General features: G+C 44.0%; 12 protein-coding genes, 1 pseudogene and 1 riboswitch. Of the genes and pseudogenes, 4 read left to right on the top strand and 9 right to left on the bottom strand.

Annotation, left to right across the window (positions count from 1 at the left end; translation table 11 throughout):
* Positions 1-43: 43 nt before the first annotated feature.
* From NST85_RS04955 to NST85_RS04920, 8 genes are all read right to left on the bottom strand, one after another.
* Positions 44-394 carry a helix-turn-helix domain-containing protein gene (locus NST85_RS04955; protein ID WP_036684741.1) on the bottom strand — a complete coding sequence of 117 codons (351 nt, stop codon included), beginning with the start codon at positions 392-394 and terminating at the stop codon, positions 44-46.
* Positions 395-662: 268 nt separating this feature from the next.
* Entirely contained in the window at positions 663-1124 is a 462-nt protein-coding gene (locus tag NST85_RS04950; RefSeq protein ID WP_341188700.1) for a hypothetical protein, read from the bottom strand.
* Positions 1125-1493: 369 nt separating this feature from the next.
* On the bottom strand, positions 1494-2273 hold the full coding sequence (locus NST85_RS04945) for a helix-turn-helix transcriptional regulator (RefSeq protein ID WP_341191071.1): 780 nt from the start codon (positions 2271-2273) through the stop codon (positions 1494-1496).
* A riboswitch (cyclic di-GMP riboswitch) is annotated at positions 2254-2340 on the bottom strand. (Overlaps the previous gene by 20 nt.)
* Before the next feature lie 931 nt (positions 2341-3271).
* Positions 3272-3664: a GNAT family N-acetyltransferase gene (locus NST85_RS04940; protein ID WP_036684727.1), complete on the bottom strand. Its 393-nt coding sequence runs from the start codon at positions 3662-3664 to the stop codon at positions 3272-3274.
* 23 nt (positions 3665-3687) lie between these two features.
* Entirely contained in the window at positions 3688-3903 is a 216-nt protein-coding gene (locus NST85_RS04935; protein WP_036684725.1) for a hypothetical protein, read from the bottom strand.
* A complete protein-coding gene (locus NST85_RS04930) occupies positions 3900-4256 on the bottom strand; it encodes an ArsR/SmtB family transcription factor (protein WP_036684724.1) in 357 nt (118 codons plus the stop codon). The genes NST85_RS04935 and NST85_RS04930 overlap by 4 nt, the downstream gene beginning before the upstream one ends.
* A gap of 48 nt (positions 4257-4304) precedes the next feature.
* Positions 4305-6065: a SulP family inorganic anion transporter gene (locus tag NST85_RS04925; protein ID WP_341188699.1), complete on the bottom strand. Its 1761-nt coding sequence runs from the start codon at positions 6063-6065 to the stop codon at positions 4305-4307.
* Positions 6066-6251: 186 nt separating this feature from the next.
* Positions 6252-6581 (bottom strand): ArsR/SmtB family transcription factor, encoded by a 330-nt coding sequence (locus NST85_RS04920; protein WP_036684721.1) that lies wholly within the window; start codon positions 6579-6581, stop codon positions 6252-6254.
* 187 nt (positions 6582-6768) lie between these two features.
* Between NST85_RS04920 and NST85_RS04915 the strand changes: the two genes are divergently transcribed.
* Together NST85_RS04915 and NST85_RS04910 are read left to right on the top strand one after the other, a co-directional pair.
* Positions 6769-7404, top strand: a complete 636-nt coding sequence (locus NST85_RS04915) for a hypothetical protein (protein ID WP_341188698.1) — start codon at positions 6769-6771, stop codon at positions 7402-7404.
* A 30-nt stretch (positions 7405-7434) separates the two neighbouring features.
* Positions 7435-8445 (top strand): ketoacyl-ACP synthase III, encoded by a 1011-nt coding sequence (locus NST85_RS04910; protein ID WP_341188697.1) that lies wholly within the window; start codon positions 7435-7437, stop codon positions 8443-8445.
* 111 nt (positions 8446-8556) lie between these two features.
* Here NST85_RS04910 and NST85_RS04905 read toward each other — a convergent pair whose 3' ends face one another.
* Positions 8557-10116, bottom strand: a complete 1560-nt coding sequence (locus tag NST85_RS04905) for an IS1182 family transposase (protein ID WP_341188696.1) — start codon at positions 10114-10116, stop codon at positions 8557-8559.
* A 215-nt stretch (positions 10117-10331) separates the two neighbouring features.
* Between NST85_RS04905 and NST85_RS04900 the strand changes: the two genes are divergently transcribed.
* Positions 10332-11027 carry a carbonic anhydrase gene (locus tag NST85_RS04900; RefSeq protein ID WP_341188695.1) on the top strand — a complete coding sequence of 232 codons (696 nt, stop codon included), beginning with the start codon at positions 10332-10334 and terminating at the stop codon, positions 11025-11027.
* Positions 11028-11059: 32 nt separating this feature from the next.
* A pseudogene (locus NST85_RS04895) lies at positions 11060-12968 on the top strand (Tn3 family transposase); the annotation flags it as partial.
* Positions 12969-13010 lie beyond the last annotated feature (42 nt).

The following is a 13010-nucleotide window of genomic DNA, read 5'->3' as shown; positions in this document are numbered from 1 at the left end:
CAGTGCAAAATGAGTGCAACAAAGTTGTTTTGAAAAAGAATTTCTAATCGGATTCCTTATCCTTCGGCTTGCGCCACTTCAACAAGTGCTCTATATGTTGGAGTAAGAAAGCCACTTCATCCTCTGGACAGAACTTTAATAATTGGTTTAACTGCTCCAACGGCTGTAAGCGAGGCGATTGGTCAAATGAAAACAATTGATGCAATTCGATCCTCAAGCCATTGGCGATCTTTTGTATATTTTCTAAGGATACATTTTTCAACCCGCGTTCGATTTGTCCGATATAATTGGGATGCAGATCCGCTCTTTCGGCAAGCTGCTCCTGCGTCAACCCCAGTTTCTCCCGTAATGCGCGAATACGTTGACCAAAAACTTCCCGTATTGATAACAACATGACCACCACCTTATGCTTTCAGCTTATAAGGTGGATTTTCACAAATGAACACACGATAAGTTCCCTATTTATAAAACCAATAGTGTCTGTTATAATGAATTCATCTACTTGGTTCTACTGGAGTTAGAAAAAAACGAACTCAGAAAGATTAGACCTACAGCTGAGGAGGCCCTTATAATAGAGGTTGGGGTTATATCTTGCATTTTCATTTTTTTTCTGTTCACCAAAAGAAGATGCGCAGTGGCATCTTCTTTTGGAATCCGATCCTTTACTTTTCATTAAACGGGTCATAATCCAATAATGCTGCACGGTTTTTAATTTTGCGGTATATCTTTTGCAATATTCGCTTCCGATGATAGAAAAATGCACGGCGCGATAATCCTAAACGATCCATGGCGGTTGAAAACGCCAGTTGATCTTGATATCGCAGTTGAACGAATCGTCTTTCCTCTGGGGTGAGAGCCGAGAAAGCGTATTCGATCAATCCGATTCTAGATTTAAGAAACGGTATTTCATGCTCGGTGATTTCCAACCGGTGAATGACTGTCCGAAGTAACGCGTCGTTGGGATGACCGTAACCATGGATCGCAACTTCATGCAATGCTTTGGTCAAGCCCGGAATATACTCGAGCTCTGTTTGAACGTACTCCAACTGTGCTTTCCAATCCACATAAGCCATTAACCAAGTCTCAACTTTTTCGTAAGGGGTTATCTGTTCGGTTGGCAACATATGTCATTCCCCCAATTCCCTATCCGGCTAATCAGACATAATTCACACTCCGTTTCTTTTCGACACATGTCGATCATCCTTTCATCCATCATTTCAGGGACAACCCAACGGTGAATGAGAAAAAAGAACTACGTTAAGTTTGTCCCCTTCGTAACACGACAGACGCTACTTGTCCATTGCACCATCCTTTAGTTGCTTCGCCACAAATCCCTCCTATTCATAGTGGGCAATTTTTCACTACTCCTACCCCACCTTATCCCTCATTGTACCCATTTCCGATGACATTCGGCAGGGTGATTTATTAATCACCCTTAGATATGCTATTTTTGTCGAATTGAATCGCATTTTGTCTCCTATATGAGCTTCGTGTTATTTATTGTCCGTAAAACCCATTAGACCAAGCCGTATTGCCTTATCTGCTGCTTCTTTGATCGATTTTGTACCGAGCTTTATCCTTATATGACGAACGTGGGTCTTCATCGTATTTGATGAAATACCCATCAACTGAATTAACTTAGGCTGGGAATGGCCTAAACTGATTAATTGAAGCACTTCTATTTCAGTCATGGTCAACTTACAACGAAGTTCTTGATGCTTCAACCGGGTGAGTTCCTCGCGCAGTACCTCCGATGCTTTCGGGTGTAAGGATGAACTGCGGTGATACGCTTCCCGAATTGCGATGACGATGTCTCGCATATCGGCATTGCTTATAAAGTTTACCGCCCCGACTGTAATTGCCTCGACGATCACTTCAGGATCTGTACTCAAGGCCGTGGCAATAATGGGAATATCTTTTTTTGCGAGAATGTCCTTTATAGCTTCTAGCCCATCCCGCCTCGACGGCTGGAGCGATGCATTCACCACAACAACATCCACATCCAGCTGTAAACCAGCTCGTACCGCCTCTTCTTTTGTGACGGAGATGTTAATGAGATGAATATCCATCGCTTTTTTGAGCAATCCTGCAAAGCGGCGGCACCATTCCTGGTCGCTATCCACTAGCACAACTCTAATATTCCCTTTACCAGCCATCATAGGCAATTTCGAATGATATTCTGCTTCGGATATCTTATTCCCCTCCAATTCTGCAAAAAACAAAAACACGACCCCATAGGCCGTGTTTGGCAAATTGGGTAACCCGGCGGTCATCACTTGAACAGTGAGAAGATCCGTGGCTTTGCGTCACTGCCTTTCGACAGTTTTGCCGTTTTCCATATTGAGTTGCCGTTCAACCGAAAATCCGATTTAAACTTAGGAACGATTTCATTTGGTTGACAGCACATAATCGCCCTTTCCCACTTTCTCAATCAAGGTGGAAATATCTACTCTTCACGTTCACGACGCGATATTTCTTAAATCGCGCGATCAGAGTATTTTTATTTAGATACAAAACTTTCATTTATCGGAGTCTTCTTCTTTTCGCTTCTTAGAATGAGTCTTATTTGTCTTTAAAATAACAAAAGAACAGATGATTAAACTAATATAAATGACACTAATCATCAAAAGTCCAAATACATTGGAATTCAAAATCGCCCCCCCCCCTCTAAATTAAAAAATTATTCGAAGGTGCATTTCACCACTTTACTCAGAGTAGTCATTCGAATTCCTTATGTTACTGGACAAGGCAACCCCACCCAACCGCTTCACATTGCATCTCCCATCTTTCACATGAATGGATAACTATTCATCATCTGGTCGATCCCATTTTTTAGAGTACGCTTTACTTGTTGCCCAGATGGTGATCCATATAATAAATGCGGCTACTCCAAAAACCGCGATATAAACGAGCAACATACTGACACCTCCAGAGAAGATTGATTAATACCATCGGTTTGACTGCAATTTGATAAATAGATACACCATAATTCCCAGTACAATAGCGGTTATAATAAAGCTGAAGATCAAAAGGACATCACAACCTTGTTTGCTGAAATAAAGGATACGATTGTTGGAACACTTTTTTATTATCCGCCCGACAATCATGGCAACCGTTTGATTTCCGATATTGTCCAGAAACCGTTTTTGTCGAAAGAATATGAATAGCCTTTGAGATACACGTGACCTTCTGACAAGTCAAACAAAAAACTTTATTCTTTAAATTGTTCATTGTCTTCTCCTCTCGCTTACATGTACGGTCTGAGTCATCCTCATTGTGTAATAAAATCAGCTTCAGTATATCCAAGAGAAAGGAACAATGGTTTCTGAAGTGTATCATTATCCAACAATATGGAAATACTTCGGGCTTTGAGTTTTTGGAAACGACGAACAAGGGAATCGACGAGTGCTCTTTCAATTTCGGAGTTTTGGTCATTCCCTTCGACTGTAATTCGGTAAAGTAGTCCTTGCTGATCCCGAATGTTCCCGATAATGACTCCAATTATTCGGTTATTCTTCTGCTCAACCACGATCAAATCGCTATCCCAATAAAGTTGTTTAGCGAAGACGGTTATCGTTTTTTCCAAGAAGACGGCCGAAAGGTTGTTTTCAAGCAAGGTCGAAACTTCCATATAATCCTGTAGTTGAAACGTACGAACAACCATATCAAACAGCTCCTTGTTTCATCTTAAAGTGGATCACTATATGCAAAAAAACCAATTCTTCTCCCCTGATACAAAATGTTTCGTTTTGGAATGTGTAGTTGTTTCGCCTTTTCCAAAGCAAATACGACGCTCTCGCAATAACCTGTACAAGATCCCAATTCATGACGAATGCCGGTCGTTTGCTTCAAAAGAATGATCGAGAACCCCTCTCCCTTTTGCTGAATATGAATTTGACTCATTTCATACACTTCCGATCTGAACCTTGCTGTTCATGAATCCTGGTATCGAGTGTGTTAATCACGCTCATTAACTGGTTATTAAACATGTTTTTGGTCATGAAAAGCAGATCACATAAAAGAGGATCTTGCACTGAATAAACGACGCGAGTTCCAGCCTTCATTCCTATTACGAGATGCTTTGCTTTTAAAACACCTAAATGTTGGGATACTGTTGAACCTTGACTTTGTAAACGCGATTGAAGCTCATTGACACCTTTCGGTCCTTCACAAAGTAACTCCAAAATCTGCAATCGCATCGGATGAGCCATAATCTTAAAAACATTTACTCTGTATTGCTGAAGTGCAAGTTGCATTGCCATTCACCTCATTTCGTCTTTGGGGCGATTTCAAGTGAGAATAGGCTATGTCCTTGCTGGATCTGGCTTTAAGCTGGTGATCAATTCTTTTTGAGATTCCTTGCTTGATAACGCTGCGCATTCACGGAAAGCGAATTGTTTACAACCTAGACATTTATTCAAATCCAGTTGCAATAGCGCAAAGTTAAGTGCCTCACCGGTATGTCCAAAAAAATGTTCAGCCCCAATCAACGTATACAACCCTGTTCTCATCAATACATCCAAAGGCTGAGCTTGAATTCCGGATACAAGAATAATCCCGCCAAACTTCTCGAAATGTTTCACCAAACTGGACAGATTCGATTCACCTGTCGTATCCATAAAAGGTACTTTTCCCATGCGCAGCAGCAATACTTTCGGCCTAAGATGAATTGTATCCATAATGGACTTTTCAAACATGTTCGCGGCGCCGAAAAAGAGAGGGCCTTCGATGGTATAGATCCCGATTTGTGGACAATCGTGGCCTTCGGTTACCATATAAGCTTTCACTTTTTCATGTTTAGCTGTTGGGTCAGGCAATACCTTGGAAACCAATAACCCGTCACTCATTCGTTTCACAAACAGTATAACAGCCAAAATTAATCCGACTTCAACGGCAGTCGTTAAATTCGTAAAGACCGTTAGCAAAAAGGTAATAAGGAGGACAACGGAATCGCTCGTTTTGGTTTTCAAGACGTGAGCGAATTCTTTTCGTTCGCTCATGTTCCAAGCAACGAGCATCAGAATCGGTGCCATACTAGCAAGTGGGATCTCCGATGCGTAAGGTGCAAACAAAATGAGCACCAGCAGCACAACAATGCCATGTATTATACCCGACAGAGGTGAGACCGCACCGTTTTTGATATTGGTTGCTGTTCGTGCAATGGCTCCTGTCGCTGGAATGCCTCCAAAAAGAGGGGTTACCATATTGGCGACGCCTTGCCCAATCAATTCCCGATTGCTGTTATGACGACTGCCGGTCATGCCGTCGGCAACAACCGCCGATAATAAAGATTCGATGCCGCCCAACATGGCAATAATAAAGGCGGGGCGAATCAAATTTTCAATGCGGTCCCAGGTTAGATCAGGGAAATGAAAATGGGGTAGGGTGCTTGGAATAGCTCCAAATGACGATCCAATCGTTGCAACTTCCCCATTAAAGGATACGGTCGCCACTATAGTGGATACGACGAGCCCTACCAAGGAACCAGGGACCTTCGGTAAAAATTTCGGTGTTAGGAGGATAACTGCCAAACAGACGACCGCTGTGATAACACTGTAGAAATTCGTAGTTGCGAGATGCATTACAATTTCCTTCATATTGGGCAGAAAATTCTCATGTTTCTCGATACCGCTCAAACCTAAAAAGTTGGCAATTTGTCCGCTGAAGATTATGACGGCAATTCCAGCGGTAAATCCGATGGTTACAGGGCGAGGAATAAATTTTATCAACGCACCGAGTTTAAATAGCCCCATGAGAACAAGAATAATTCCCGCCAAAAATCCTGCAAGCAATAAATTTTCGTATCCATATTCCATGACGATCGCGAAAAGGATCGGAATAAATGCACCGGTCGGTCCGCCAATTTGAAATTTAGAACCCCCAAACAATGAAATACAGATACCGGCAACGATGGTGGTATAAATGCCATATTCCGGTTTTACACCAGCCGCAATAGCAAACGCCATCCCTAATGGAATGGCGATAATACCAACAATGAGGCCTGAAATGAGATCCTTGCGGAATGCGGCTGCATGGTATCCTTCAAATCTTCCCGTCCATTTCATCCGAACTACCTTCTCTTCTTCATATATTTGATTATTTGAATATATGTGAAATGTTACTCCTGTCATCGAATAATGTCAATCGTAATAATCTCGTAATAATCTCGTGTCGCTCCGCATGTTTCCGGCTGCAAAACAAAAAAACAAGGTGATCCTTGATGTTGCTCATGGATACCCTTGTTTTTCAGTTCAAGATTCATTTCGAATGACCTCAAGTAATGAAATGGCATCAACGAGATGATTATCGAAGATCTGCTTTGTGACTGCGAGCAGATCTTTAATCAACGGGTCACGTAACGAATAAATGACAGAAGTACCATCTTTTAAGCCCGTCACCACATTTTTATTTCGCAATACTGCCAACTGCTGAGACACGGCTGAACCCTCTGAGCCTAAAATACTCTGTATCTCATTTACGTTTTTATCTCCTTCACTCAGAACCTCCAGGATTCGAATCCGCATGGGATGCGCCAGCGCCTTAAAAAAGTCGGCTTTAAACTGTTGGATATTTTGATTCATGGCTAACGCCTCCTTAATCACTATACTTTTGAATATATGAATATCATAACACAACTTCACCCAAAAACATTCTGGAAAGAAGGGCATACCGAGGCATGGATTGTGATTTGGTTGCAACTCCTATATAATACACATTATATTCAAGTATCTGATTATTTGATTAAAAGAACATAAGGAGTGGGTGCGAATGCCGGGCTCTACGAGTAAGGACTCATCAAGTCAAGTTTCGTCATCCTCTCGCGAATTAACTACACCTTTCATGCAGATAAGCAGACAAACCGTCATAACAATGGGGATTCATGCGTTACATGAGATCGGGTCCAATTCCATTTGTAACGTTTGTATCGCCAATGGAGGTTCCTGTTGTCAAGGGTGCCGACATCTTGTCAAAGGTATTGGATGCCAAAAACGAAATACAAGTTGTACGGCATGGTTATGCGGGTTTTTAAAATTCTTTTTGTATGAAACTGGTCTACTACGAGAATGGAATGACTTTTGGGAGCAAGTCCCGGGACAAGATTACCGTGAGGACTTTACGCCAGAGGTCTTTTATGTGACAAAGTCGTTACACCTTCCGGATCTTCGCAATTTGAGTGAGGCTCTTGCTACCGATCTTCATGAGTTGGCTAAATCTCACATTGTGAGCGGGTTTATCCTAACCCTACGGGAAAAAATCGATAAACAGATTGATCAACTCCATGAGTGTCAGCATAATCGGAAAAAGAAAACCAAATTAAAACGGAATATAAAAATGTTATCCAGTCCTTTCCAGCGTTTTCAAAAAGAACTGCATGAATATCGACAAAAATTTCCGATTTCGTAGTAATTTCAATCAGAATGAAGGGTGGGAATATTGGTGTTTCATTCGCGTATTACAGCCATTGGAACGTATGTACCCCAACGAAAACTGACAAATGATGATTTGGAAAACATGGTGGATACCAGTCATGAATGGATCGTACAGCGGACAGGCATTCATGAACGACGTATTGCTGAGCCAGACGAATTTACCAGCGATCTCTGTATAAGTGCAGTCAGGAATCTCGTCTTTCGGTATAACAAGACGATCGAGGATGTGGATTTTATTATTGTTTGCACCACTACACCAGATTTTCCTTTTCCTGCAGTATCCTGCTTAATTCAAGCCCATTTTCAAATTCAAAACGCTGGTGCGATTGATATTAGTGCCGCTTGCGCTGGATTTTCTTATGGACTCATCATGGCTCATTGCTTGGTTGCTTCTGGACTGCATAGGAAGGTTCTGGTCATTGCCGGTGAAACGTTGTCCAAAATTACAGATTATTCGGATCGTACAACCTGCGTCTTGTTTGGCGATGCCGCCGGTGCCGTTTTGGTGGAACGAGATGACCAGTTTGAGGGATTCGTCAGTCATCATGTTGGCTCCGATGGCAAAGGGGGAGCCTATATTTATCGGACAGGGCTTGCCAATAGACTTTGCGAGCAGAAGTTGTGCGACAACAATTGCAATGTCCAAAACGGAAGGGAAGTATTCCGTTGGGTGATGCGAACCATTCCCGATTCGATTCATCAATTGATTAACAAAAGTAATCAGACTATAAATGATGTGGACTGGTTTATTCCCCATAGCGCGAATATGCGACTGATTGAGCCGCTTTGTGAGAAACTGGAGTTCCCTTTAGAACGTACGTTGCATAGTCTAACTCACTTCGGTAATACATCGTCTTCAACGATCCCCCTTTCACTCGATTTAGGGATTCGGAGTGGGAAAATCCGTGCGGGAGATAAAGCCTTACTGTATGGGTTTGGGGCTGGACTCGTGCATGCGGGAGTCCTCGTAAGGTTACAGCTTGATCCTGTCGTTAACGAACCTCTTCCGTTATAAATAACGATTATAAGTAGCGGGGGCTGTCCCAAAAGTAAGTTTTCTTGATCGGTGAGACAGCTCAAATGATGAATATTCGGTAAAAATGAAGAAATGGCGATGCCAGGGGGACTATCCCTGCATCGCCATTTCTGGCTTTTGGTCCATTGCCGCCATCTTGAGCAAATTATGAGCGAGCGAAAGCCACCCGACCTCTAGGCTCACCTTTGGCAGGCCTCGAAGCAGAAAGCGCCGGAATCCCCGATTGTTCTTCATTTGTCCGAATACACTCTCCGGTTCAATCATTCTCCGAACCGACAGTGCGTATCCTTCCTCGCTTCTCAGTTTCTCGCGGGCTTGCTGCTTATAACGCAGGTACTGCATACTCACACTGATTTCCCGATTCCCTTTGGCTTTCGTACAAGCTTCTTTGAGCGGGCAACCTTCACAGCTCTCACTTCGATAATGTCGCTTTCGTATTTCATATCCGCTTTCCGTCTTTTCCTTGCTTTCATAGCGAAACAGCAACTTGCGTCCTGCCGCACACGTCCATGTGTCTTCGAACCCGTCATACTGCCAGTTGTCCAGTTTGCTGATATCTTGCTGCCACTTCTTCGAATTTTCCTTATGATACGTGCTGTATTTTACCAGTGGTTCTAGTTGTTCGCTCTCCAAGTAAGCGTAGTTTTCTTCTCCGCCGTATCCCGCATCTGCAATGATGGTTTTCGGTAGCTTTCCCAGCGCTGCTTTGACTTTCTCCAAGTGTGGCTTTAGGCAGCGTGTGTCGGTCGGCCGTTGGTGCAAGCTGTAACCGATAATGAACTGGTTTTCCGTTCCGATCTGCACATTGTAGCCCGGCTTGAGCTGGCCATTACGCATGTGATCTTCTTTCATTCGCATGAAAGTGGCGTCATGATCGGTTTTGCTAAAGCTATTCCGATCCCCGAGAATTTCTTGCTGGGTCTCGTATCTTTGCAAACGCGGCAACAAGTCTTTACGAAGTGCACGCACCGCTTTTTTTAGTGGCTTGTCTTTCGGTCGGGATTGTAGTTTTGCTTCCAATTGCTGAACGGCGGTTTCTAGTTTTTCGCTGGTCAATACAGATGCCTCGCCAAGTTCATCGAGGTCTTGCCCAGCCTGTTCATTCTCTTCTTGCTTCTCCGCCGCTTCGATCGTTGCAAACAAGGTCTGTACTTTCTCTTGCAGCTTTGCCTTCTGTTTCACGACCGCCTTGCCCCAAACAAACGTGTACCGATTGGCGTTCGCTTCAATCTTGGTGCCGTCGACAAAGTAGTGCTCGAGCTTCACATACTTTTCGTTAGCAAGAAATTGGAGTACGCCAGTGAAGACAGTCTCCAATACGTCCTTCATCCGCTCGGAGCGAAAGCGATTAATGGTACGAAAATCCGGGCGTTGTCTACCGGAAATCCACATGAACATGACGTTCTCGCGGACGGCTTTGGCTATTTGACGGGAGGAGTAGATCCGTTGTGTGTAGGCGTAAATGATGACTTTAGTGAGCATTTTGGGATGGTAGCTGTCTCGTCCTCCGCCTGGATAAGCAGCGGTGAAAATCCGTTCATCTAACCGATTGACCGCCTCGTTGACAACACGAACGAGGTGATGTGGGGGAATGTCGTCCTCTAAGTCCATTGGCAGATAAAGTTGGTCCATGGTATATTGAATGTACAAAGAAACCTCTCCTTTTGGTATGTGGTTGGGTGGTACCTCCATTTTACCAAGGAAAGGTTTCTTTTTGTTTTACAAATTGAAGAAAGGGGCGTCCCTAATCATCTTCGATGACTTTTGGGACAGCCCCTTTGTTTTAGTGGGAATAAATCTTGCGAAGGGAGGGAACAGATAAGTTAAATATTCAAAAATTCAAATATTTATTGGAGGCCGTTGTTGTGTCATTGAAGAAGTCCCGCAGCCTGCTCTGTTTGGTCGTATGGATGTGTTTGATGTCCAGCACAGGATGTCGTTCATTGAACCAGCCTGTTTTCAGCGAAAAGATAAAGCAGGAAATGAATCCTGTGCAAGCGATTCGTCTTTTGGAAGAAGGAAATCAACGATTTGTTACGGGGCATTTAGCAGAAAAACATGTGATTCGAAATCGGAAGCAGCTTATCTCCGAACAAAAACCGGTCGCTGTCATCATTAGCTGCTCCGATTCACGAGTAGCACCGGAAATTGTGTTCGATCAATTACTGGGGGATCTCTTTGTGATTCGCGTTGCTGGAAATATCGTGAATGATGATGTCATAGGAAGTGTCCAATATGCAGTGGATCATTTACACGTTCCGCTGGTGTTAGTTCTAGGGCATGAGAACTGCGGCGCGGTTATTGAAGCATTACAAAGAAGGAAGCATCCAGCTTATTTAGAATCCATTGTTAATAAGATTGAACCGGCTGCTGAAAAGGCGATATCCGCTGGCATAGCCGAAAAGAACATCATTGACTGGGCTGTAACTGAAAATGTCAAAATGGTTGAGGATGAACTACTTGAATATCCGGCATTAAACGAGAAGTTGGTGAATGGCGGTTTAAAAATAATCGGTGGCGAGTACCATTTGGAGTCAGGGAAGGTGACTTGGCTTAGATAAAATGGTGATACATATTCATCAAATAAGGTGTGTTTGAGGCGCTTGATGCCGTTATGCCGTGGGATCAGGTCGTCGCATCCGTCGAAGAAGCTAAACGACTGGCGCGGCCCGTAAATTACGACTATTTGGACTTGCTGGAAAAGATCCGGAAATACACGCCAACGCTGTTAAAATCGTTGGAGTTTCGGTCAACCAAGTCGGCAGAGCCGCTAACGAAGGCGGTCGATATCATCCGGGATATGAATGAGACCGGAAAGCGAAAGGTTCCGGAAGGCGCACCGCTGAACTTCGTTTCGAACCGCTGGCAAAAGCATGTTTATGACGATGACGGAACGATCAACCGGCATTACTACGAATTGGCTGTCCTGACAGAGCTGCGGAATTACGTTCGTTCCGGGGATGTATCCATAATCGGAAGCCGTCAGCATAAGGACTTCGAGGAATACCTTGTACCGAAATCTGATTGGAATGGTATCGATCCTAACGCTACAAAACTTGCCGTTAGCTTGTCCGCAAAGGAATATCTTGAAGAACGGACTGAATCACTTCTTCAAAGATTAAACTGGGTTTCGGACCACATCGACGAGCTGGACGGCGTTAATTTGGAGAACGGAAAATTGCACATCGAGCGATTGGAGAAAGATGTTTCCGATGAATCCCGGAATTTCAGCCTTTCCCTCTATGAGCTGCTTCCAAGAATCAAGCTAACGGATCTACTCATGGAAGTAGCCAACTGGACGCATTTCCATGAACAGTTTATTCACGCTTCCAGTAACCGCGCTCCGAACGAGGAAGAAACGACAATCCTTATGGCTACCCTTATGGCAATGGGAACGAACATTGGGCTTACAAAGATGGCTGAAGCCACGCCGAGCATTTCATATCGGCAAATGGCCAATGCAGCGCAATGGCGGCTGTACGAAGATGCAATGAATAAAGCGCAGGCTGTTCTTGTTAATTTTCATCATAAGCTGGCGCTGCCCTTATATTGGGGGAACGGCACGACATCATCATCTGATGGAATGCGCGTCCAGATCGGAGTTTCGTCGCTTCACGCAGATGCGAATCCCCACTACGGAACCGGAAAAAGGAGCTACGATTTATCGGTTCGTGAGCGACCAATTTTCCACGTTCTACATGAAAGTCATCAATACGAACGCTCGGGATGCCGTGCACGTCATCGACGGTTTGCTCCACCATGAAACGGACTTGACCATCGAGGAGCACTATACGGATACAGCCGGATACACCGATCAAGTCTTTGGTTTAACACATTTGCTTGGATTTCGTTTTGCGCCTCGCTTACGCGACTTGGCTGATTCTAAGCTCTACGCTATTGGGAAACCTTCCGATTTTCCTAAATTGGAGAAGCTGCTGCGCGGCAAGATTAATACAAAGATCATTCATGAAAACTACGATGATGTTCTCCGGCTGGCTCATTCCATCCGGGAAGGAACCGTTTCAGCATCACTCATTATGGGGAAAATCGGTTCCTATGCAAGACAAAACAGTTTGGCTACCGCGCTGCGAGAAATGGGGCGTATCGAGAAAACGATCTTCATCCTGGATTACCTTTCCAGTGAGGTGCTGCGGCGAAAAATCCATCGGGGGTTGAACAAAGGCGAAGCCATGAACGCATTGGCCAGAGCGATATTCTTCGGCAAACATGGCGAACTGCGAGAGCGTGCGCTACAAGACCAGCTCCAACGGGCAAGTGCGTTAAACATTATCATCAATGCAATTAGTGTTTGGAATACCGTCTATCTCCAGCTAGCAACAGAACACCGCAAAAAGCAAGGAAAGCTTCAGGAAGAACTACTAAACCACATTTCTCCCCTTGGATGGGAGCACATCAATTTCTTAGGCGAATACAAATTCAATTTTAGGCAGAATAAGTCTCTCAATTCATTACGACCGCTGAAACAACAGGAAGTTGAATGACCGGTGATCCGGGCTTAGAGTAAGAAAAAACGCTAAGCCGGT

The sequence above is a fragment of the Paenibacillus sp. FSL K6-2524 genome, from assembly GCF_038005525.1.
GTDB classification, from domain to species: Bacteria; Bacillota; Bacilli; order Paenibacillales; family Paenibacillaceae; genus Fontibacillus; species Fontibacillus anaericanus.
This window is presented reverse-complemented; position numbering and strand designations above follow the sequence as displayed.